18 protein-coding genes are annotated in these 22,503 nt (G+C 74.5%); 8 read left to right on the top strand and 10 right to left on the bottom strand.

The window, feature by feature from the left end:
* Positions 1–126: 126 nt before the first annotated feature.
* Complete coding sequence (locus ACFYTE_RS35445) at positions 127–648, top strand: DoxX family protein (protein WP_388719597.1); 522 nt, start codon at positions 127–129, stop codon at positions 646–648.
* Positions 649–693: 45 nt separating this feature from the next.
* Here the strand turns inward: ACFYTE_RS35445 and ACFYTE_RS35440 are convergent, their stop codons facing one another.
* Together ACFYTE_RS35440 and ACFYTE_RS35435 are read right to left on the bottom strand one after the other, a co-directional pair.
* The gene (locus ACFYTE_RS35440) at positions 694–2,166 is read right to left on the bottom strand and encodes a N,N-dimethylformamidase beta subunit family domain-containing protein (protein ID WP_388719595.1); all 1,473 of its coding nucleotides are present in this window, start codon (positions 2,164–2,166) and stop codon (positions 694–696) included.
* Between the two features lie 398 nt (positions 2,167–2,564).
* A complete protein-coding gene (locus ACFYTE_RS35435; protein WP_388719503.1) occupies positions 2,565–4,439 on the bottom strand; it encodes a CocE/NonD family hydrolase in 1,875 nt (624 codons plus the stop codon).
* 529 nt (positions 4,440–4,968) lie between these two features.
* Here ACFYTE_RS35435 and ACFYTE_RS35430 point away from each other — a divergent pair.
* Positions 4,969–5,640, top strand: a complete 672-nt coding sequence (locus tag ACFYTE_RS35430; RefSeq protein WP_388719501.1) for a ScbR family autoregulator-binding transcription factor — start codon at positions 4,969–4,971, stop codon at positions 5,638–5,640.
* Between the two features lie 139 nt (positions 5,641–5,779).
* On the opposite strand, the gene ACFYTE_RS35425 is transcribed toward ACFYTE_RS35430, so the two are convergent.
* The 4 genes from ACFYTE_RS35425 to ACFYTE_RS35410 all read right to left on the bottom strand — a co-directional run bounded on the left by ACFYTE_RS35425 (position 5,780) and on the right by ACFYTE_RS35410 (position 10,293).
* Complete coding sequence (locus ACFYTE_RS35425; protein WP_388719499.1) at positions 5,780–7,135, bottom strand: MFS transporter; 1,356 nt, start codon at positions 7,133–7,135, stop codon at positions 5,780–5,782.
* Between the two features lie 242 nt (positions 7,136–7,377).
* Complete coding sequence (locus ACFYTE_RS35420) at positions 7,378–8,259, bottom strand: alpha/beta fold hydrolase (protein ID WP_388719497.1); 882 nt, start codon at positions 8,257–8,259, stop codon at positions 7,378–7,380.
* A gap of 53 nt (positions 8,260–8,312) precedes the next feature.
* Positions 8,313–9,611, bottom strand: coding sequence for a hypothetical protein (locus ACFYTE_RS35415; RefSeq protein ID WP_388719495.1), 1,299 nt, complete (start codon positions 9,609–9,611; stop codon positions 8,313–8,315).
* A 103-nt stretch (positions 9,612–9,714) separates the two neighbouring features.
* Complete coding sequence (locus ACFYTE_RS35410) at positions 9,715–10,293, bottom strand: TetR/AcrR family transcriptional regulator (RefSeq protein WP_388719493.1); 579 nt, start codon at positions 10,291–10,293, stop codon at positions 9,715–9,717.
* A 196-nt stretch (positions 10,294–10,489) separates the two neighbouring features.
* Here ACFYTE_RS35410 and ACFYTE_RS35405 point away from each other — a divergent pair, with 196 nt between their 5' ends.
* On the top strand, positions 10,490–10,645 hold the full coding sequence (locus ACFYTE_RS35405; protein WP_388719491.1) for a hypothetical protein: 156 nt from the start codon (positions 10,490–10,492) through the stop codon (positions 10,643–10,645).
* Between the two features lie 104 nt (positions 10,646–10,749).
* Here the strand turns inward: ACFYTE_RS35405 and ACFYTE_RS35400 are convergent, their stop codons facing one another.
* Both ACFYTE_RS35400 and ACFYTE_RS35395 read right to left on the bottom strand, forming a co-directional pair.
* Complete coding sequence (locus tag ACFYTE_RS35400; protein WP_388719489.1) at positions 10,750–11,994, bottom strand: MFS transporter; 1,245 nt, start codon at positions 11,992–11,994, stop codon at positions 10,750–10,752.
* Between the two features lie 225 nt (positions 11,995–12,219).
* Positions 12,220–13,245, bottom strand: a complete 1,026-nt coding sequence (locus ACFYTE_RS35395) for a MerR family transcriptional regulator (RefSeq protein ID WP_388719593.1) — start codon at positions 13,243–13,245, stop codon at positions 12,220–12,222.
* 94 nt (positions 13,246–13,339) lie between these two features.
* Here ACFYTE_RS35395 and ACFYTE_RS35390 point away from each other — a divergent pair, with 94 nt between their 5' ends.
* Positions 13,340–14,860 carry an alpha/beta hydrolase gene (locus tag ACFYTE_RS35390; RefSeq protein ID WP_388719487.1) on the top strand — a complete coding sequence of 507 codons (1,521 nt, stop codon included), beginning with the start codon at positions 13,340–13,342 and terminating at the stop codon, positions 14,858–14,860.
* A gap of 81 nt (positions 14,861–14,941) precedes the next feature.
* Here ACFYTE_RS35390 and ACFYTE_RS35385 read toward each other — a convergent pair whose 3' ends face one another.
* Positions 14,942–15,913: an alpha/beta hydrolase gene (locus tag ACFYTE_RS35385; protein WP_388719485.1), complete on the bottom strand. Its 972-nt coding sequence runs from the start codon at positions 15,911–15,913 to the stop codon at positions 14,942–14,944.
* A gap of 431 nt (positions 15,914–16,344) precedes the next feature.
* Between ACFYTE_RS35385 and ACFYTE_RS35380 the strand changes: the two genes are divergently transcribed.
* The 4 genes from ACFYTE_RS35380 (at position 16,345) to ACFYTE_RS35365 (ending at position 21,245) form a co-directional block, all read left to right on the top strand.
* Positions 16,345–17,280 carry an NAD(P)H-binding protein gene (locus tag ACFYTE_RS35380; RefSeq protein WP_388719483.1) on the top strand — a complete coding sequence of 312 codons (936 nt, stop codon included), beginning with the start codon at positions 16,345–16,347 and terminating at the stop codon, positions 17,278–17,280.
* Positions 17,281–17,589: 309 nt separating this feature from the next.
* Entirely contained in the window at positions 17,590–18,054 is a 465-nt protein-coding gene (locus ACFYTE_RS35375; protein WP_388719481.1) for a PQQ-binding-like beta-propeller repeat protein, read from the top strand.
* 54 nt (positions 18,055–18,108) lie between these two features.
* A complete protein-coding gene (locus ACFYTE_RS35370) occupies positions 18,109–20,331 on the top strand; it encodes a WD40 repeat domain-containing protein (RefSeq protein ID WP_388719479.1) in 2,223 nt (740 codons plus the stop codon).
* Positions 20,332–20,666: 335 nt separating this feature from the next.
* Complete coding sequence (locus ACFYTE_RS35365) at positions 20,667–21,245, top strand: type 1 glutamine amidotransferase domain-containing protein (protein WP_388719477.1); 579 nt, start codon at positions 20,667–20,669, stop codon at positions 21,243–21,245.
* Positions 21,246–21,281: 36 nt separating this feature from the next.
* Here the strand turns inward: ACFYTE_RS35365 and ACFYTE_RS35360 are convergent, their stop codons facing one another.
* The gene (locus ACFYTE_RS35360; protein ID WP_388719475.1) at positions 21,282–22,358 is read right to left on the bottom strand and encodes a WxL protein peptidoglycan domain-containing protein; all 1,077 of its coding nucleotides are present in this window, start codon (positions 22,356–22,358) and stop codon (positions 21,282–21,284) included.
* Positions 22,359–22,503 lie beyond the last annotated feature (145 nt).

The raw sequence follows: 22,503 nt of genomic DNA, 5'->3' as shown, positions 1-22,503 counted from the left end.
GGCATTGCGTCCCGCGGCAGGGTGGCGCGTCCGTGCCTTCGGGCGGGGGAGCAGGAGCCGTACCGGCGACCCGAGCGGAACACAGGTGCGATGGTGAAGCGCGGTACCGACTTGACCCAGAAGTCCATGGAACCGGCGGTGCGATCCCCTACGGCGTCCCGGCTGTGCGCCGGCGACTGGGGACTGCTGCTGATCAGACTGACCTTCGGAGTGCTGCTGGCCGGCCACGGCGCGCAGAAGCTGTTCGGGCTCTTCGGCGGGCCGGGCCTGACGGCCACCGGCAAGACCTTCGACGCCGCCGGCTACCACCCGGGCAAGGTCTTCGCCGTGATCGGCGGACTCTCCGAACTCGTCGGCGGCCTCGGCCTGGCCGTCGGGCTGTGCACTCCGCTCGCCGCCGCCGCCGCAGTCGTCGGCGTGATGATCAACGCCATGGTGACCGTCAGCGGTGCCCATGGCTTGTGGGACCAGGACGGCGGCGTCGAGTACAACATCAGCATCGCCGTCGTCGCCATCGCCATCGCCGCCATCGGTCCGGGACGGCTGGCCCTCGACCGGTACTTCCCCTGGCGCGACGGAGGCTGGCCCGAAGCCGCCGTCGCCCTCGGGCTCGGGGGTGTCGGGGCCGCGGTCGCGCTGAGTGTCTGAGCCGTCCCCGCGCGTCGTCGCACGCGGTGCAGTCGACGCGCCGTCTCACACCCCGGCGTTGCGGTACACCTCCTCGGTGTTCGGGCGCGGTGCGGGCCGGTGTCGTGCGGCCGGGCCCTGGGCGAAGCCACGCAGAAGGTTCTCCGTGGTACGCGTGACGAAGTCGCGGGTGCGGGCGTCCATGCCGTGGTCGCGGCCACCGTCGGGGGTACCTGCCATCAGCCCCTCCACCCAGCGCATGGTGCCCGTGGCGAAGACGCCCGCGCCGCCGGCGGCCGTGTAGTAGGCGGAATCGCTGTGGCTGGGGCGGCCGTTGCACACGAGCGGGGAGTGGGCCGTGATCTCCAGGGGCGCCGGGACCGAAGGCCCGGGTGTGACCCGGTCGTACTCGACGCCGACGAGGTGCGCGAACGCGTCGCCGGGACGCACGCCGGTCCCGTCGTACAGCCAGTGGTCGGCGGCGTGCACGACGTACGGCGCGTCGGTGGGGTAGCCCTCGTACAGCACCCCGGTCAGGGACGACTCGGGGTCGGCCGCCGGGGCGAGGCGGAAGTCGGTCGTCGCCAGGGCGGGCTCGGTCGTGTAGTACGGGTCGCTGCGGACGGAGGACTTGTAGCAGACCACGATGCGGTCGGCCGCGGTGTCGCCCTGTTCGAGCCGTACGCGCCGGAAGCAGGTGTTGGCACCGAGGAAGGCGATGTTGGTGCCGGAGTCCCGGGCCCGGGTGAGATGGGCGCGCTGCTGCGGGGTCCAGTACTCGTCGTGGCCCAGCGTGATCACCGTCGTCGCGCCGTGCAGAACCGCCGGGTCGTGGTGCACATCGGTGCCGGTGGTGTAGGCGAGCGGGATGCCGAGCCGTTCGGCCAGCACCACCGCCGCCCGCTCGTACACGAGGAACTTCTCCGCGCCGTCGCCGTCGTAGGGACGGTCGAAGCTGACGGCCAGGGAACGGGTGGCGTACGCGCCCGAGGCGCCGTTGTAGAGGCTGTAGCCGCCCCACCGGTTGTAGGCCTGCCAGGTGGCCGGGGCGTGCATGAGGACGGTGCGGCCGGTGCCCTCGGTGGAGCGGACGACCAGCGGGATGTAGTGCTGGTGGCCGGTGTCCGCGTCGAGCCGCAGCAGGTACGCGCCTTCCGGCCAGTCGGCCGTGTCGCAGGTGAGGGTGCGGGGCCAGGCGGCGCGCACCGTGCGGGTGCCGGACAGGAAGCGGGGTCCGGGACGGGCGCGGCCCGGCACGCGCCCGGACGACCAGACGAGCCGGGCCTCGGCACCGCCGTACCAGCCGATCCGGAAGGCCGAGACACGGAAGGCCCCGGCGGTCGTCGACACGTGCAGTCCGCACTCCTCACCGGGCGTCACGCTGGACCGGTCCGCGTACCCGGCGATGGCGGTGTCGGGGCCCCGGGACCGGATGCGCCAATCGGGTGTGCCCGGACGGTCCCGCTCCGCTTCGGCCCGGTGCGCGGCGGGTGTGGGGCGCGGCGCGGGAGCGGAGGGCGTGCATGCGGCGGCCGTCATGGAGGACAGCCCGATCCCCGCGCACACACCGAGGAAGCGTCTGCGGTCGGGGCCGGCCGCGGGAGGTGTCCGCGCGTCCGCGCCGGTCGTGCCGTGCCCGCGGTCTTCGCCGTGCCTGAGGTGTCTGCCGTGCCTGCGGTCCTTGCCGTGTCCGTCGCGCCTGTCGTGTCTGTCGGAGTGCACAGCTCCTCCCGTGGGTCGGCTCGCGCTGCCACGCCTCGTGGCCAGGCTGACACGGGACGCCGGCGCGCGCGTCCCGTAACGGCACCGGCGACACGTTGCCGGCCTACGAGCGGGCACGGGGGAGCGGCCGGTGGTGCCGACGGGCGCGGGGGCCGGTGCCCGCCGACCGCCACCCCGGGCGCGACCCGGAGTGGCGGTCGGCAGCGGCCGATGGGTCAGCGGCGGCTGCCGGAGGGCACCGTGAACGTCGGGCGTCCCGCGGGCAGTTCCACCGTGTACTGGCGCAGATAGGTGTCCAGGAACGGGGACCGGTCGCCGCCGGTGGCGATGTCGTCGGCCGGGTCGTCCAGGGCCAGCCTCAGGTGCGCGCCCTTGACCGAGATCGTCTCGCCCGAGGGCGTGTCGCGCCACGAGCCGGTCTGGATGGAGCCGATCTCCACGGCCAGGACGTGCCCGGCCGCGAGGGTCCAGTCGGTCGCCTTGAGATCGACGCTCAGCCGGCCCGAGTCCAGCAGGGAGACCTGCTCGTCGAACATGACGGCCGTGCCGTCCGGGGCGACGTCGTACAGCTTGAGCATGATGTTGCCCGTGCCCTTGGCGGTCAGGGAGATCCGCGGGGTGCCGGTGACGCGTACGGCCTTGCGGACCGGCTCGGACCACACGAAGAAGCTCGATGTGACCGCGCCGGACTTCTGGAGCTTCGCCGTGGCGTCGGGCAGGGCCTGCAAGCCGGCCGGCTCGATCGCGGGCGCGTTCTCCATGTCCCAGGTGCCCGACGGCTGGGCGAGCGCCTTCGGCGCCGGACCGCCGGCCGCGGCCAGGGACGTACGGGCCGAGGCGCCGCCGTCGTCCACGTACGCGCCGCCGCCCAGCGGCAGGGTGGCGGACCGCTCCACGACCGGCCAGGTGTGCCGGCCGCGCCAGGCGCCGGTGGAGTCCTCGATGGCGTAGGCCGGGTAGCGGACCTTCGGCTTGATGCCCTTGAGGTACCGGTCGTAGAAGGACAGCGTCTCGTCGTACCATCCCTCGCGGCCCATCGCGAGGCGCCCGTCGGCGGTGCGGTCGCCGCCGCGCACATGGTCCCACTGGCCGAGCCAACCGCGCTCCGGGCCCACGTGGTTGTCGAGGTACTGCTGCATCTCCTCGGGCTTGGTGTTGTTCTCGATGAAGCCCTGGGTCACGAAGAGCGGGGTGTCGGAGCCCTTGGCCGTCTTCGCCAGATCGCGGGAGGTCCAGTGCTCGTCCCACTGGTCGGCGATCCGGTACCCGGCCGAGTTCTGCGTCAGGCACTCGGGGTGGGCGTCCTCCCATCGGGCGTTGGCCTGGTACCGGGGGTCGTCGTCCGCCAACGGAGCGGTCGTGGCGATGGAGTTGTAGGCGTTCGCGGTGCCGGTCACGTTCGGGCGGGGCACACCGTTGGAGTAGATGTACTGGTACATGTCCCACACGGGCTCCTGGGCGACGACGGCCTTGAGCGCCTTCTGGTCCAGGTTGTTGCCGATCAGACCGGTGACGGCGTCGTAGGACTTGCCGTACATGCCCACCGCTCCGGTGGACCACGGCTGGCGCGCGGCCCAGTCGACGGCGGCCTTGACGTCGGCCTGCTCGCCGGGACCGCCCCAGTCGAGGCAGCCGGTGGAGCCGCCGAAGCCACGCAGGTCCACCATGACGAAGGCGTAGCCGCGGGCGAACAGGTCGGTGCCCTCGATGAAGTCCTGGAACCGGGCGGAGGGTCCGGTGTGCGTCCAGCCCTCGGGACCGGTCTGCCCGAAGTGCCCGAAGTACGGGCCGACCGACACGATGACGGGCACCTTCGCGCCCTTGCGCAGCCCCTCGGGCAGCAGGACATCGGCGTGCAGTTCGGTGCCGGAGCGGTCCGAGGACGGGAAGTAGTGCTGCGTCCAGACCGAGCCCTTTGGGACGCGGTCGTTCTCCGCGTGGGTGACGGGGTCGGTCGCGGTGGCGACCGCCGTCCGGGTCCGCGCCGTGGCGTCGGGCGCCGCGGTGGCGGGGTGGGTGAGCGCGGCGGTCAGCGCGAGGGTGGTGACGAGTGTGGAGGCGGCCCAGGCGGCCGCGCGACGTCTCTTCACATGCTCCTCCGGAGTACTGGCTTCGGGATGGTGCAGGTGGTGCGGGTCGAGCGGCGCCCGCCGGCCCGCCGCACGAGGGGCGGCGACGGACGGCCGTACGCACGCGGCGAGTTGGTGCGTGGGCGCCGGCCGGGCCGGTGGCGATGGCCGGGAAGCCTATGATCATCACGGGAAGGCGTCAACGCCCTTGTGTGTCCGGTGTGTTACCGCTTCGACCGGTCGGCGGCCGGGGCGGCGCGGGCCAACGCGCCGAGCCGCGCGGTGAGTCGGCCGATCGTGCGGCACGGAGACTCCGATCGCGAGGGCCGCCGCCCGGACGCCGACCGCCGAAGCGGCGGGCAGCCCCTTCGGGGCGGACGCATCGGAGCCCGCTCCCTCATCCGCCGAGAGGGCGCCGGCCCCGCGCCCAGCCGCCCGGGCGGCACCGGAGACTGACGGGCCGTGGCCGTGGATCACCGCCGGGGCGGTGGCGGCCGATTGGGGTAAGGTGCATCACGTTCGGTTTGGTTTTCACCAAAGGAGCGGTCCCATGGCACGGCAGGAGCGTGCAGTTCGGACCCGCCGTGCTGTTATCGAGGCCGCCGCCTCGGTCTTCGCCGAGCGTGGCTACGCCGCGGCGACCATCGCGGAGATCCTGGAGCGGGCCGGGGTGACCAAGGGCGCCCTGTACTTCCACTTCGGCTCCAAGGAAGCACTGGCGCGCGGTGTGATCGAGGCGCGGATCACCCGCGACCACCGCGTGCCGCGCGAACTGAAGTTGCAGGAGTGGGTGGACACCGGCATGACGCTGGCGCACCAGGTTCCCCGGGACGTCATCCTGCGGGCGGGCATCCGGCTCTCCGGCGACCTGCAAGGACGCACTCTGTTCGGCAGTACCTGGCCGGCCTGGATCGAGCAGTCGACCGCGCTGCTGACGGAGGCCCGGGAGCGGGGCGAGGTGCTGCCGCACGTCGAGCCCGCGCAGACCGCCGAGTGCTTCTTCGGGGCCTGGCTGGGCACGCAGGCGTTCTCCGAGGCCGCCTCCCGCTGGAGCGACCTCGGCGAGCGGGTCTCCGTCCTGTACAACCACATGCTGCCGGCCGTCGCCACACCCGCGGCGCTGGTCAGGCTGGACACCGCGCCCGACCGCGGCGCCCGCGTCGTACGCGAGGCAGAGGCGGAACATGCGCGCCGGGCCGCCCTGGCGACCGCCGAGGTCTGAGCCCCGGCAGGGCGCTCCCGCCGTTCTCCATGCCGTTTGGCATACCGCACGTGCTGTTTCTTACTCGACGCAAAGCGCCCTGCCCGGCGCCCGGTTGTGGACCTGGGCGGCCATCAACCGGGGATGCCCGCGGCGCGCGTCACCGTGGCAGCGCCTCGGTCGTGCCCGGGGTCTCCGGTGTCTCCTGTGCGTGCGGTGTCCCGGCCATGTGGGGTGTTCCGGCCGCCGCCGGGGTGCGGCCCGTCGTCAGGGTGCGGATCTGACGGCTGCACACGGCCGCCGCCGTGACGGCGGCCACCAGGGCGGCCCCTGCCAGGAGCGTGGTGCCGGTGCCCAGGCGGTGGGCCAGCGGTCCTGCGGTCATCTCGCCCAGGGGCAGCGCCACGAAGGAGCCCAGCGCGTCGTACGCGTACACGCGGGCCAGCCGGTCGTGCGGGATGTTCTCCTGCAACGAGACGTCCCACGCCACCCCGAACTGTTCCAGGGCCAGCCCGCTGGCGAACATCGCGACGCCCAGCAGCAGGGCGTGCGGTGCCTCGGCCAGGATCACCAGCGGCACCGCCTCCACCGCCGTCAGCGCCACGCCAAGCAGCAGCGCGTGCCGGACCCGGGACCGGGCGGCGAAGATGCCGCCGACCAGCGCCCCCGCCATCTGGGCGGCCAGAACCGCGCCCCACAGCCCGCGGCCGAAGGTGTCGTCCGCGATGCCGGGGCCGAGCACCTGCACACCACCTGCGATCACCGCGTTGACCACCATGAACTGCAGGACGACGAGCCATACCCAGCGGCGGGCGGTGAACTCCCGCCAGCCCTCGCGCAGTTCGCGCAGGGGACGGGCCCGTTCGCCCGGCGCGGCCTTCCCGGTGGCCCCGGGCACCGTCACGCCCAGGAAGCACACGGCCGCGCCGCCGAACGCCACCGCGTTGCCGGCCAGGCCCCAGCCGGGACCGAGGACGGCCGCCACCACGCCGGCCAGCGAAGCGCCTGCGATGGCACCCAGGTTGATGCCCATCCGCATCACGGCGTTGGCCGGGCGGATCAGCTCGGACGGCACGGTCTGCGGGGTGAGCGCCGCGGACGCCGGCAACGACATGGCGGCGAGCGCGCCGTTGAGGACGCTGAGCAGCATCAGCAGCGGAACCGACGCCGTCTCCAGCAGCACGCTCACGGCGATGGCCGCCTGCACCGCGGACGCGGCCAGCGCAGAGCCCTGGAGCACCAGTGTGCGCCGCACCCGGTCGGCGACCACCCCGCCGACCAGCAGCAGCGCCACGTTGGCGAGCGAACGCGCGCCGACCACCAGGCCCAGGTCGGTCGCCGAGCCGGTCGTGTCGAGCACGGCGAAGGCGAGGGCGACCGGGGCCATCGCATTGGCGAAGTACACCAGCAGCCGCCCCGCCGCCAGACGGCGGAAGGGCCGGTGCGCCAACGGCGCCCACGGACCGCTTCCCGCCCGCCCGGTGTCCTGCCCGTCCTGTTCCCCCGTGCCCGCCATGCCCCCGCCCGCTCCCTTCCCCGGCACCCCCCACCGGGTGGAGCGTACCGGCGGCGAGCGGGCGGGGGCCGGGCCGGGGCCTGGCGGGTTGCTTCCGCCCGCCTGTCTCCGCCCGGCTTCCGTCGCCCGACTGTCTCCGCCCGGCCGTCTCCGCCCGGCCGTCTCCGCCCGGCGGCCTCCGCCCGGCCTCCGTCGCCCGCCTGTCTCCGTCCGGCTCCCGTCGCCCGGCCGTCTCCGTGCGGTTACCTCCGTGCGGCGAGGAACGGCAGCACCACGTCGGCGACCTCGTCGGGCACCTCCTCGGCCAGGTCGTGGCCCGCCGCGAAGACATGACCGGTGACGTCGTGGGCCATGAGCCGCATCTGGGCCTCATTGCGCTCGCCGATGAACTCCGCTCCGCCCAGCGCCAGGACCGGGACGTCCAGCTTCTTCCGCGCCGTCTGCCGGTTCTGTTCGGCGTCGACGAGCATGGCCCGGTACACGGCGAGCATCGAGCGGATGCCGCCGGGCATGGAATAGCAGCGCACGTACTCGTCGACCGCGTCCGGTGTGGCGGTGTCGGGGTGGCTGCGTTCCGTCTTCAGCATGTACGTGATGAGTTCGCGTTCATGCCCCGCGATCAGCATCTCCGGTACGTCCGGCTGGAAGTAGAAGCCCAGGTGCCACAGGTGCATGCCGCCCGTGACGTTCTCGGGGGTGAGGGCGGTGTGGTCCTCGAAGCCGAAGCCGGGCAACAGCGCCTCGGCGAACACCAGGGCGTCGACGCGGTCACGGTGCCGGGCGGCGAGCTGGTAGCCGATCACCGCTCCCCAGTCCTCGCCCATCACGCCGTAGGTCTCGTGGCCGAGAGCGGCCATCAGCGCGGCGATGTCGTCGCTCATGGTCACGGAGTCGAATCCGTCCGCGGGACGGGCGGAGTCACCGAGGCCGCGCAGGTCCGGGACGACGACGGTGTGTTCCGGCGTCAGCTTCGGCACGAGGTGCCGCCAGTGGTAGCCGGTCTTGGGCACGCCGTGCAGCAGCACGACCGCCGGGCCCGACCCGGCGGTCCGGTAGTGCAGTTGTGTGCCGTTGACCGCGGCACGGCCCGTGCGGACGGGCTCTTGGCGGTGGTCGAACATCATGGCCTTGCTGGTCCTTCCGGATGTGTGGGCGGAGCCGTTCGGTTCGGGGGTGATCAGCGGACGGCCGGCGTCGGGCCGTCCGGACGGCCGCCGCTGTCCTGGCCCCGTGCTTCGATGAGCAGGCCGCCCGGCCCGCCGGGGTCGCCGTCGCGGCCGGGGGAGCGCAGGACGACGTGGTCCGGGTAGAGCCTGCCGAGCAGGGCGAGCACGATGAGGTCGGCCTGGCCGGTGGCGTCCACGGTGATACCGCCTGCCTCGGCCGACACCAGTCCGGGCGCCCGCAGCACGGCCCACGGATCGAGGGTGCCGACGCCGTCGGCGGCCGGGGCGTCGGCGGCGGCGCGGCGCCGGGCGAAGCGGTGCCCGCGCAGGGCCTGACCGAGGTCGACGCGGGCGGTGGCGCCGTCGTGGGTGACCTCGATGCGGGCGGTACGGGTCCCGTCCGCGGCCCGGTCGGCGACGACACGGGCGGTGAGGGGCCCAGCAGCCGCGGTGGCGGGCGGCAGCTGTCCGGCCGGGGTGCGCGGCGCGGCGTAGTAGTCCCGTGGCTCGGCGACGTAAGTGGCGATGCCCGCGGCGGCGGGGTCGCGGCGCCAGGTCAGCAGGTAACCCGGGGCGGTGCGGGGCGCTCCGTCCACGACGGTGGGCCAGACGGTGCCGCCGTCGGCGTCGAACCCGTAGCCGGCGGGTCCCGAGGCGCCGGTGACGACGTGGCGGGCGAAGTCCACGATGCTGGAGTGCCGGATCCGGCGCACCAGGAGTTCGGTGAGGAAGCGGTCGCGGGCCTGCTCGGTGTGGAGCAGCCCGGTCGCGGTGACCAGCAGTGGCACCTCCCGCCAGTTGGCGAAGGGCAGCAGGGCGTCGCGCAGCAGGACGATCTGGTGCAGCCACTCGTTGTAGAGCTGCATCGCGACCGAGTCGCCGGCGCTGCCCAGCAGCAGCTCGGCCGCGGGGCGGGTGAGCAGATGGCCGTAGCAGTGGCTGCGTACGACCAGCGGGCCCGCGGGCGGCGGTGTGCGGTGGCCGCGCAGCCGGGCCAGGGCGGCCACCGTCCAGGACGCCAGCTCGCGGCCGATGGACTCGGCCTGCGCGCCCAGTTCACGGGCCGCGCGGGCGCTGCCTGGGCCGATGGCCAGCGGCAGGGAGGTCTCCCGGGTGCCGAGGCCGAGCGTCGCGTGGATCTGCGCGCGCAGCACGTCGAAGTCGGGGCTCGGGAGGGCGTCGATGGTGCCTTGCAGCAGAGGTTCGGCGCCGGTGAAGAACTCGCGGGCGGTCATGCTGCTCGCCGCCGGGAAGGTGTGCCACCGGCTGCCGCCGAGGGCGGGTGTGGTGGGGGTGGATGAGGGGGGCATCGTGTCCTCCGAATTATCTGGATCGTACGTTACAGATTTCGGGCATGAAAAGACGGCGGATGGCGAGAAGTCGACCATGGGGTCGATCGTGGGCGTGGAAATGTCAGTCGAGGGCCGCCAGTGCGACCTCTACGAGGGGTTCCAGGGAGCGGGCGTCCGGAGTGATCTTCGAGGAGACCAGCAGGCCGTTGAGGAAGGTGACGAGGTAGGCCGCGAGGGTGTACGGGTCGTGCCGCGGCGCGAGTTCGCCCCGCTCGGCCGCCGCGCGCAGCGCGTCGGTGAGCGCTTCCTGGCTTGCGCTCAGCACGTCACGCACGAGGCGGCCGGTCGCCGGGTCGCCCGGCAGGCGTTCACAGGCGGCGTTGACCAGAAGGCAGCCCCGGCCGCCGTGGTCGACGGCGATCCGGATCCGCTCGACCAGCATCGTGCGGATCGCCGACCGGGTGTCGGCCCCCTCGTCGAGGCTGCGCAGGGCCGCCGCCGCGAGCGTGGCCCGGTAGTGCTCAAGCGTGGCCCGGTACAGGCCGTCCTTGTCGCCGAACGCGGCGTACAGCGACCCCTGTCCGATGCCCAGGTGGGCCGTCAGGTCGCGCACCGACGTCGCCTCGTAGCCGCGCGTCCAGAACAGTTCCATCGCGCGGCTCACCGCCGCCTCGGTGTCGAATTCCCGGGTCCGTGCCATGCGCCCACCGTAACCGATCTGGATCGCTCGCTCAAGAATTGCCGAGGTGTCCCATCGGCCCGCAGAGGTGACGCTCGGCGCACCGCCAGGCGCGTAGGGAGTCACACAGGCCGGACGATCGACCGATCCGCCACGGGGCGACAACGACGCCGGCCGGGGTGGGTTCGACGGCGACGCCCCGGGCAGCCTGGCCGGCATGAAGACGCTGGTCGACCAGGCCCGCACCGCCGAGCCCGACCTCAAGTTCGCCCTGGCCGACCTTCCGCGTGGGGGCGCCGTGGCCATCTGGAACGCGGCCGGCCCGTCGTCCGCGGCGTGGGTGCCGCGTCGGCGCCCGCCGGTCCCAAGGTGATGTCCCACCGGTGCGACGGCCGTCCGGCTGAGCCGGACCTGCTACGACGCGGCGACGGGCTGCCGGGGCCGGGCCCGCACCGCCGACGACGGTTGCCGGTCGCTTCAGGCGGGTTGTGGTGATCCGGCGGGGGTGCCGCGGCGCTCGGTGAGCCAGTACAGCAGGGCCAGCAGCGGCAGGGCCGCGCCGAAGGCGCTCACCGCGCCCCAGCCGGCTGCGCGGTAGGCGAAGGAGCCGAGCTGGGAGCCGAGGGCACCGCCGAGGAAGAACATGGCGATGAAGGCCGAGTTGAGGCGGGCTCGGGCATGCGCGTCGAGCTGGTAGACGGTGTGCTGGCCGAGGATCAGGCTCGTCTGCACGGCCATGTCGACAACGACGGCGGCCAGGGCGACGAACACGATGCTGTGCTGCCCGAACCCCGCGACGGCGAAGGCCACCACGGCTGCGGCGAACGCGCCGCCGGTCATGGGCCGGACGAGCCCCCGGTCCGCCCAGCGCCCGGCGAGCGGCGCGATGGCCGCCCCGGCCGCCCCGACCAGCGCGAAGATGCCGACGCCGACGGCGGAGTAGTGGAAGCGCGGGCCGGTCAGGAGGTAGGACACGGTGGTCCAGAAGGCGCTGAAGGCACCGAACATCGCCGCCTGGTACAGGCCGCGGCGCCGCAGCACCGGGTGGGCGCGCAGCAGGGCGGCGGTGGAGCGCAGCACATGGTGGTACGGCACGGAGATGGTGGGCGCCTGCTGCGGCAGTGCCATCCACAGGGCCACCGCCAGCACCGCCATCAGGGCCGCGGAACCGAGGTAGACGACGCGCCAGCCGGCCACGTCGGAGACCAGGCTGCTCAGCGTCCGGGACAGCAGGATGCCGGTGAGCAGGCCGCTCATCACCCGGCCCACGATCCGGCCGCGCGTGTGGTCCGGGGCCAGACTCGCGGCGAACGGCACCAGTATCTGGGCGACGACGGACGTCGCGCCGCTGACCAGGGAGGCGGCCAGCAGCATGGGGAACCCGGTCGCGAGGCCCGCCGCCAGCAGGGCGGCGGTGGTCACCGCGAGCAGCACGGTGACCAGGCTGCGCTTCTCCAGCCGGTCGCCGAGCGGGACCAGGAAGAGCATGCCGATGACGTAGCCGATCTGGGTGAGCGTGATCAGCAGACCGGCGGCGGCCTCGCTCACCTGGAACACGTCGCGCAGCTCCGCGAGCAGCGGCTGGGCGTAGTACAGGTTGGCGGCGGTCATACCGGTGGCGACGGCCAGCAGGGCGACCAGCCAGCCCGGGACGCCGGCGGAGCCGGGGGCGGCGGCAGCGGAGGTGCGGCGCTGCTCGGTCAGATCCGGTGAGTGGGACACGATGCCTTCTTCGCGGGGACGGGCCGGGGTGGCAAGGGCGGACGGTCTGGCAGCGTCGTCGGTGCCCTCGGGTTGACCAGCACTCGGCGGCCCGCATTGCTTCCCCGTAGACGGCGATGAATCCCGATGACGGTCATCTCATCCGGAGATGGCCGCGGCGAGACGGCCCCTCCGCACCCGCACAGGTCGGACCACCCGCACCCGCACGGCGCCGAGGCCCCACACCTAACGGGCCCTCCGGGGTGCCGGTGGGCGACCGCCGGACGGAGCCGACGGCGGCGGACCCGGGGCCGTGCCGCCGCTCTGCGCGGCCAGCGCCGCGAGCAGCCAGTCGTGCGCGGACCCGGGCGTCGGTGCCGGCTGCCGGCCCGGCGGGGTCAGTACCACGGCCGTCAGCTCCCAGTACCGGTCGATCCGCGGATCGGCGGCGAGCTGCCCGGCCAGCAGACGGCGGAACGCGGGGGTGTCCCGGGTGCCGTACGCGCTCGTGTAGGCGGCCACGAAACCGTCCAGCGCCTCGCCCGGGTGCGGCGGCCGGCCCCGGCGCAGCTGCACGCCCGCCAGCTCGTACGCCTCGGCCAGGCCCGCGTACAGCACGGCCGACCCCTCGGCACCCGCGGCCCGGTGCGCCGCGGGCTGGGTCGGTCCGGTGCCGGTGCACGGGCCGCTCGTCAGGGCGTGCAGCCGGGCGAAGGCCAGCGTCTGCTCCGGGGTGGGGTCGTCGGGCGGGGACGGGACCGCCACGTCCAGGAACGCGGCCACCGCCGGGGCCGGCATCCGGGCCGGCAGCCAGGCGCGCCAGAACCGGGCCATGGCAGCGGTGCTCGGCGGCACGGCCAGCGCACCGATCAGCCGCAGCCGCTCGGCCCGCAGACCGGGCGGCGACTCCTGCACCAGCCGCAGCGCCGCCTCCCGCCAGCGCAGGGCCGCCAGCTGGGAGCCGAGGGCGCGCAGCCGCTCCGCGACGGCGCCTTCGAGCGCGCTGCCCCCGTCGTTGTCCCCTTGGTCCTGATCATCTTCCTGGTCGAGGATGCGGCGGACCTGGGGGAGCGGCAGGTCGAGGGCGCGCAGGGCACGGATCAGCCGCAGCCGGTCCAGCGCCTCCGGGCCGTAGCGGCGGTGGCCGCCGGCGCTGCGGGAGGTCTCCGGCAGCAGGCCGCGGTCGGAGTAGAAACGGACGGTCTTGACGGTGACGCCCGCCTGCTCGGCGAGTTCGCCGATGCTCCACAGGCCGTCGTACGACATGGACAGTTGAATCTCCCTCCGGGGGAGTTCCTACGGTACCGGCGAGCGCGGGCCGGGCGACGGGGCCGGCCCGCGACGACCGCGTGCCAAGGAGAGGGCCATGACCGTGTTCATCATGGTGCCGGACGTGTTCACCGGCGCACACGTGTGGGAGGAGACGGCCGCGCGGCTGGCCGCGGCGGGCGCCGAGGCGCACGCTCTCGCCCTCACCGGGCCGGGCGCGGCCGACGACGGAGCGGGGTGCCGGGTCGATCTGGACACCCATGTCGCGGACGTGGTCGCCGCGATCGACGCGGTGGACCGGTCGGCGGACGGCGAGATCGTGCTGGTCGGCCACGGCTACGGCATCCATCCGGCGCTGGGCGCCGCCGACCGGCTTGCGGAGCGCATCGCCCGGATCGTGTGCGTGGACGGGGCGCTGCCACAGGACGGCCGGCCGGCCCTGGCTGCCGTACCCGACCAGGAACTGCGGGCGCGGCTCGCCGCACGCGCCGCGACAGCGGGCGCGGGCGACGTGCTGGAGCCACCGTCCGGTGACCGGTGGCAGCGCTGGGGCAGCACCGCGGGAATCCCCGACGCGGCGCTCGACCGGCTCACGGCCCGCGCCGTGCCGCAGCCGCTGCACACCCTGCTCCAGCCGCTGCGGCTGACCGGCGCCGCGGCCTCGGTGCCCACCACCGGCGTGCTGTGCACCGGCAACGGCAGTGGCATCGAACTGGTCCAGAAACTGGTGGACTTCGGCGATCCCGCACTGGCGGCCCTGGTCGACGAGCGGGTGACCTTCTTCGAACTGCCCACCGGACACTGGCCGATGCTGTCCTGCCCCGCCGAACTGGCCGAGGTCCTGCTGCGGGCCGCGGCCGGCGGGGGGCACCGCCTGCAGCCGGCCGGCACCGCACAACCGCCCGCGCACCTGCGGCCGTTCCTCCTGGACGTGCCCGAACGACCGCGTGAGCGCCGGGAGAACGTCGACCTCCATCTGCCCGACGCCCCAGGACCGCGGCCGGCCGTGGTGTTCGTGCACGGCGGCCCGCTGCCCGCGGGGGCCCGTCCGACGCCGCGGGACTGGCCGAGCCTCGTCGGATACGCCCGGTACGCGGCCGGGCAGGGCGTGGTGGGCGCGACCGTCGACCACCGGCTGCACGACGTGACCGACTACGCGCGCGCCGCCGCGGACGTGGCCGCCGCGGTGGAACGCGTACGGGCCGATCCGCGGGTGGCCGCCGACCGGGTCGCGCTGTGGTTCTTCTCCGGCGGCGGACTGCTTCTGGCGGACTGGCTGCGGACGCCCCCGGCGTGGCTGCGCTGCGTGGCGGCCAGCTACCCGGTGCTGGCGCCACTGCCCAACTGGGGGCTGGCCGGCGGCCGGTTCCGCCCGGCCGACGCGGTGACGGACGCGGGTGCCCTGCCCCTCGTCCTCACCCGGGCGGGCCGGGAGACACCGGAGATCGCCGCCACCGTCGAGGAGTTCCTGACCGCGGCCGGACGGTGCGGCGCGGACGTCGAGGTGGTCGACGTGCCGCACGGCCGGCACGGCTTCGAGACCCTTGACCCGACCGAGGAGGCGCGTGCGGCCGTCCGGCGCGCGATGCGCTCGGTGCTCGCCCGGCTGACGGCCTGAGCCGCCCGCCCCGGCAGCGGCCGGGGCCGGGTGCCGCCGCGCACTCGGCGGCACCCGGTCACGCCTCCTCGGCGCGCGCGGTCAGCTGCCGTGCAGGGCCCGGTGGAGTGCCTGGACGGCCAGGTGGCGGGCGACGCGCGTGGCGTGGGTGTCGCGCAGGCTGTCCAGCATCATGAAGTCGTGGACCATGCCGGCCACGCGGACCGCGGTGACGTCCACACCCGCCTCGCGCAGCCGGTTGGCGTACTGCTCGCCCTCGTCCCGCAGGACGTCCGCCTCATCGGTGACGACCAGCGTGGTGGGCAGGCCCCTGAGCTGATCGAGGCCCGCCTGGAGGGGCGCGGCATACGCCTCGGTCCGCTGGGCGGGTTCGGAGTACTGGTCCCAGAACCAGATCATGGCGTCGCGGGTGAGGTAGTAGCCCTCGGCGAACTGCCGGTAGGACGGCGTGTCGAAGCCGGCGTCGGTGACGGGGTACAGCAGGACCTGCGCCTTGAGGTCGAGGCCGCCGCGTTCCTTGTTCATCAGCGCGAACACGGTCGACATGCAGCCGCCGACCGAGTCGCCGGCCACGGCCACCCGGCCCGGGTCGAGGCCGTGCTCGGCCCCGTGCTCGGCGAGCCACCGGCCGACCGCGTAGTTCTGCTCGACCTGGGTCGGGTACGTCGCCTCGGGGGCGCGGTCGTACACCGGGAAGACGCCGGCGGCATCCGCACCGACGGTGAGTTCGCGAAAGAGCCGGTCGTGTGTCTGGTCGTCGCCGAACACCCAGCCGGCGCCGTGGATGTAGAAGACCACGGGCAGCGTACCGGTGGCCTTGCTGGGCCGGATGATCCTGGTGCGCACCCGTCCCCACTTCCCGGCGTCGACGGTCACCCACTCCTCGTCGACCTCCGGCCGCCGGACCCCCTCGCCGCTCTGCAGCCCGCTGAGGATGTCGCGGCCCTGCTCCGGCGGCACCTCGTAGATACGGGGGTGCGCGTCGGTGGCCTCGGCCAGCTCCCTGGCGGCGGGTTCGAGGTACGGCGTGATGGGCGGGGGGATGTCGGACATGATGCCTCCGGTTCGGGCCGCTCCCGGCTGGTACGTGTGCGAGCCGCTGGTACCTGTGCTGCCGCTGGCACGTGTGTGCCGCTGCTACGTGTGCGTGGCGCGCCCGTCGCCCCGAGCGCGCTGGCTCCACTCAAGGCGCACCCGCCCCACCCGGCAACCGGGCACCGCACCCGCCCGCCGCCCGCCTTGGGCACATGTCCGCCATCCGGGTGGTCGAGCGGGCGGCCCGAGGACCCGGCAGCCGGCCGGGCGGCAGGCCGGGCGCCCAGGTGGGAGGGCCGGCGGGCCCGGTCCGCCGCCGCTGTCCGGTGCGGGGCGGAGCGTCCTCGACTACGCCACGGCCGGCCGGTCCGTCCTAGATTGGGAGCCGACGCCCCGCCGGCGCTCGGCACCCTGACCGAAGGTCACGGGGGCGGGAAGGAGACCGGCCCATGGCTGCCGACAGTCTGGTTCTCATCGCCCACGCCGGTGACGTGGGCCGCAGGGCACTGGAGCGGCTGCGCGCCCTGGACGTGCCGGTACGTGCGCTGGTCCGCCATGACGACGGGCGTGCGGCCCGGCTGCGCGCGCTCGGCGCGGAGGTGGTCACCGGCGATCTGACCCGGCCCGAGACCGTCGCGGCGGCCCTGGACGGGGTCGCGCGGATGTACTTCGCGATGCCCGTGTCACCGGACCATCTGCTGGCGGCGACCGTGGTGGCGACGGTGGCGCGCGCGTACGGCGGACTGGACGGCCTGGTCGGCATGTCGCAGATGACGGTGTCCCAGATGACCGCCACCAGCGTCGGCGAGTCGCGGCAGCAGCGGCTGCACTGGCTGGCGGAGCAGGTGCTGAACTGGTCGGGCCTGCCGGTGGCGCACATCAGGCCGACCGCGTTCCTCGACAATCCGCTGTTCACGACGCTGGCGGCACGGTCGATCCGGGCGCGCGGCACGATCGAGCTGCCCTTCGGCACCGGGCGCACCTCACCGGTCGCCGCGGCCGATGTGGCCCGGGTGGTCGCGACCGTGCTGCGCGACCCGGCCCCGCACGTCGGACACGTCTACGAGCTGACCGGGCCGCGCACACTCGACATGACGCAGATCGCCGAGGAGTACTCCCGGGCGCTGGGCCGCCCGGTCTCGTATGTGGACGTGCCGCTCGACCGGTGGCGGGCGGAGGTGCTGGCGCGTGCGGGTCTGCCGCCGCACACCGAACAGCACATCGCGACCATGGCCCGGCTGCACCGGGAGGGCCGCTACGACCGCGCGTCCGACGACATCGCGCGCGTCACCGGCGTACCCGCCGAGACCGTGGAGACGTTCGTGGCCGCCCGGAGGGACTCCTACCTGGGCGTGCGCCCCGCCGACCGGGACACACGGTCGTAGCGCTGCGCCGGATGACCGGCCACCGGCCGGCGGCGGGCGCGGAACACCACAGGTCCCGTCCCCGGTATGCCGGGGACGGGACCTGGTTCGAGCGCCGGGCAGGCCTTGCACCTGCATCTCCCCGCAGGAAGCGGGACGTCTTTCCTTGGACCACCAACGCACCACACGCGAACCGGTGTTGACCGCCGCGCTCAAGATCGACCTTACCCCACCGCGCACCCGCGGGCCACTCGGGCCGGGCGGACCCGGGAACCGGAACCTGAACACGCCTCGTGATACACACTGTTCTCCGAGACGGTGGGGGTGGGCATGGCAGGCCGGGCGGATCTGCGCCGACGGGCCGAGAGCAGGCGGCAGTTGGCCGAGCGACAGGGATGGACGTACGAGGCACGCTGGACGGCCGGCGTGATCGACGGCACCCCGTCCGTCCTGGGCGGCCTGGTCCTCGTGGGCGACAGCCACGGCGGCGCCTACGCCTGCCGGGCCGACTCCGGCGCCCCGGTGTGGCAACTGCCGAGCGCCTACGGTGCCTCGTCCGTCGCGATCAGCGGCGCCTCGGCCTGGCTCGTCACCACCAAGGCGGGGCGCAAACTGTTCAAGGTCGCGCGGGCGGACGGCACGGTCCGGTGGCGGCACGCGCTGGACGGCTCCGGGACGCCCCCGGTGCTCGCCGAGGGCATCGTCTACGTCGGCACCGACAAGGGCACCGTGCCGGCCCTGAACGCGGACACCGGCCGCGGCCCCCGCCGCGGGCAACGGCGCCGACCCGTGTGACGGACCGTCATACCCTCATCGGGAGAACCAGGCTGGACAAGGGAGTTACGAGTGGTGGCAAACGAACCGGCGTGGGCGGACCCGGCGTTCTGGGCCGGAGCGGCGCCGGACGAGGTGCTGCGCGCACTGCCCCCGGCCGGCGCGGACGCACACAAGCGGCGGACCGCGGCGGTCTACCGTTCCGTGATGCACCTGCTGCGGCACGCGGACCCCGGCGAACGCGCCCGGCTGCTGGCCCTGGAGGCGGCCCGCTTCGGCCGTCCGGACCTGGCCGCCGCCTTCACCGCCCTCCCGACGTCCGCGGACGCGGCGTACCGGCAGCCGTCGGCAGCGTGGCGGGTGGCCTGGGCCACCGGCCGGCAGGCGGACGAACGGCTGCTCGCCGTGCTGGACCGCGACGGACTCCAGCCGGTCCTCGGCGAACTGGACGGACGTGTCGTGGCCGTGGACACCGACAGCTACGGCGGCGTCCGCGCACGGGACGTGCTCAGCGGCGAGCGCGTGGCCGGGTTCGCGGCCGGTCACGGCGCCCGGGTGGTGGCGGTGCTCGACGCGGTCGGCGCACCGCTGGTCCTCACCGGTCATGAGCGGCACGGCCCGGACGGCCTGCCCGACGCCGGCCGGTACGGCGACACCGTGCGGGCCTGGCACCTGCGCACCGGCGAACGGGCCGGCGCCCCCCTGGTCGTCGACCGGGGCCGGATCACCACGGCGGCGAGCGCCGAGGTGGACGGCCGCACGGTCGTGGTGACCGGTGGCTGGGACGGCCTGGTGCGCTCCTGGGACCTGGCCGCCGGCCGGGAACTCGCCGAGGCGGCGGGCGGGCACAGCGGCTGGGTGGTCTGCGTGGCGACCGCCGTGGTGCGGGGCCGCCCGCTCGCCGTGACCGCCGGCCGGGACGACTGCGACGTACTGGTCCGCGACCTGCTCACCACCCGCCCCGTGGGCGCACCGCTCGCCGGCCATAGGGCCCCGGTCACGGCGGTGGCCACGGTGACCGAGGACGACGGCCGGGTGCTGGCGGTCACCGCGAGCGAGGACACCACCGCGCGGGTGTGGGACCTGGCCACCGGCCGACGACTCGGCGGGCCCCTCGCCGGGCACGGCGGCCGGGTCGACGCGGTGACGGCGGCGCGCTGGGGCGGCCGGACGCTGGTGGTCACCGGCGGCCGGGACCGCACGGTCCGGGCGTGGGATCCGGTCACCGGACGGCAGCTGGCCGACCCGTTCACCGGCCACCACCAGCCGGTGGAGCAGGTGATTTTGGCAGCGGATGCCGGGCGGCCGGTCCTGGTGGCACGGGCTTTCGACGGCCTGGTCCGCGGCTGGGAGCCGGCCGCCCGGCGTCGGGACGGGGAGGCGCCGGCCGACCACGACGGGACGGTGACGGCACTGGCCCCGGCCTGCCTCGACGGACGCCGGCTGGCCGTCGCCGGTCTGCTCGACGGGACCGTACGCGGCTGGGAAGCGGCCGACGGGCCGCGGGCCGCCCGCACACTGACGCGTCACCGTGGCGCGGTCCATGCGGTGACCACCGCGGTCGTGGCCGGCCGCACCCTCGTCCTCTCGGCGGGCGAGGACGACGTGATCCGGATCAGCGATCTCGCGACGGGCGGGGAGACCGCGGCGCCGCTGGACTGCCCTGAGGCGTGGCCCGGGGCGCTCGCCACGGCCGCGGTGGCGGACGGCGTGCGCGTGCTCATGGGCGGCCGGGACGGGACCGTGCGGGTGTGGGACCTGGCGTCCGGGGAAGCCGACGGCCCGCCGTTCACGATGGGTGGGCGAAGTGTGCAGGTGATCACGAGCGCCCTGGTGGACGGGCGTACGGTCCTGGTCACCGGGCACGCGGACCACACCGTCCGCCGCTGGGACCTGACGGACCGCAGCCCGCTCGGCCCGGCCATGGCCGGCCACCGGCGCGGCGTGGACGGTGCGGTGACGGCCGTCGTCGAGGGCCGGCCGGTCGCCGTCACCAGCGCAGGGCACGACCGTTCGCTCCGCGTCTGGGATCTCACGACCGGCCGGCCGATCGGCGACGCCCTGCGCGGCCACCGCCGCCGCGTCTCGGCCCTCGCGGTCACCTCCCGCGCTGGGCGCGCCCTGGCCGTCAGCGGCGGCGAGGGCTCCGTACGTGTCTGGGATCTCGCCGCGCTGTGCGAGGCCGCCCCACCCATGCCCGTCCCCTACGGGGTACGCACCCTCGCCGCGTTCCCGGACGGCAACCTGCTCCTGGGCTTCGGCGACGAACTGGCCCTACTCACACCCACCACCCCCTGAACCAACCCACAAACCCCCGACACCCATGCGCTCACGCACCCGCCGCACCCACCCAGGGCCGCGAGGAACCGCGCGCTCGCCCACAACGCACCTGGAACCCCAACGGCGCACGGCCTCCACCATCCCCGGTACCTGTGCGCTCACGCGCCCGCTGCACCCACCCAGGGGCGCGAGGAACTGCGCGCTCGGCCACAACGCACCCGCACCGAAGAAACCCACCCGCAGCGCCGCAGGTTTTCGGTGTCCGTCGTGCATGTTTCTCGCGCGGGGGGATACCCCGGACAGGGTGTGGCACACACGTGCCGTGCGGCACGTCCCGATGCAAGGAGCCGAACATGACCGACGAACTCCGCGGCCACAAGGTCGCCTTCCTCGCCACCGACGGGGTCGAGCGCGTCGAACTGGAACAGCCGCGCGGCGCCCTGCACGGCGTCGGGGCCGACACCGAACTGCTCTCCCTCCACGACGGCGAGATCAGCGCACGTCAGATGGACATCGATGCCGCGGGCACATTCTCGGTCGACCGGAAGGTCGCCGACGCCTCCGTCGGCGACTACGACGCGCTGGTCCTCCCGGGCGGCACCATGAACCCCGATCAGCTGCGCATGGACCCGGACGCGGTGGCCTTCGTCAAGGCGTTCATGGAGACCGGCAAACCGGTCGCCACGATCTGCCACGGCCCCTGGACGCTCGCCGAGGCGGACGTGCTGCGGGGCCGGCGCGTCACGTCCTGGCCCAGCATCCGCACCGACCTGCGCAACGCGGGCGCCGATGTCCTCGACGAGGAGGTCGTCGTCGACGGGCAGCTCATCTCCAGCCGTAGCCCCAAGGACCTGCCCGCGTTCTGCAACACGGTCATCGACGAATTCGCCAAGGCCATGCGGCCGGCCTGGGACCCGACCGTGGAACGCTGACGCCCACGCGGTCGTCGCCGCACCCGGCGTGCCGGTTCAGGGGGCCGAGGTCTCCTGCTCGCGCAGCGCCTGCTCGACGGCGTCCCGCACCCGGGCGTCCTCGCGCTGCCTGCGCCGGGCGCGGGAGCGGCGCGCGAGCACCAGCCAGGCGGCGACGGCCGCGGCGAGCACGACGACGATCAGCAGCAGCGTCCAGGGCACGGCCCAGCCGCCCGCGCCGGCCTCGACCCGCTTGAGCGCGGTGGTGGAGCCGGACGCGTCGGTGAGCAGCGGCGTGAGGGTGGCCGTCGCGGTCAGCCTGAACGCCGGGGTCACACCGTGCACGGGCACCGTCACCTTCCAGCTCTCGCCCGGCAGCAGCTCGGGCGGCGCGGCGACGGCGTCCGCGTCGGCGCGCAGCCGGCCGAACGGCCCGGCCAGCGAGGCCGTCTGGCGGGCCGAGAGAATCGCGTTTCCGGTGTTGTGGATCGTGTAGCCGACGGTGGCGTCGCCCTTGCCGAACGGGTTGAGGGTGCCGTCGTAGCTCACCTTGAGGTCCTCGATCTCCAGGCGCGGCTTGAGTTCGCCGCTGACGCGCAGCTTGACCCGGATCCCCAGGCGGCGGTCCACGTTGATGCCCGCGGCGTCGTCGGACTGCTTCAGGGAGGTGAGGATGCCGCCCACGTAGTCGCCGGGTGTGGCGTTGTCCGGGACGGACACGGTGAAGGGGACGCGGACGGTCCTGCCGGGCCGGACCACGACGCTGTCGCGGCCCGCGTGCACCCAGGCGCCGACGCCGACGGACTTCTTGTCCCTGGTGAGCAGGTCCAGCCGGCCCGTTTCGGTGGTGAAGCCGTCGGCGGCGTAGACGGCCAGGGTGAGCGGGTCCTTGCCGCGGTTGGCGACGACCATGGCGTCCTCGATCCGGCCGCCCGGGTTGATGCCGTAGCCGAAGCTGGACCGGTCGGAGCCGTAACTGTTCGGGGCCGTGCGGACCGTCCAGGTGACGTCGCCGTCGGCGGCCTGGGCGGGGGCGGTGAGCGGCCCGGCGATCGCGAGGGCCGCGAGCAGGGCCAGGACGACGGTACGGAGGGCGGCGACGGTGGTCTTCCGGCGCTGGGTGGGCGCGTGCATCTGGGGTCCTCGGACGGTCTGGGCAGGCGGGGGTGGGGGGGGGGGGGGGGCCGGCCCCCCCCCCCCCCCCCGGGACGCGGGGGGGGCCGCGCCCCCCCCCCGCAGGTGTGTCGGGGGGGGGGGGCGGGCCCGGAGGGACAGCCCC

Origin of the sequence: Streptomyces sp. NPDC004629, assembly GCF_042873595.1 — a bacterium.
Taxonomy (GTDB): Bacteria; Actinomycetota; Actinomycetes; order Streptomycetales; family Streptomycetaceae; genus Streptomyces.
Note: the sequence above shows the minus strand (reverse complement) of the source record. Positions and strands in the feature narration are given on the sequence as shown.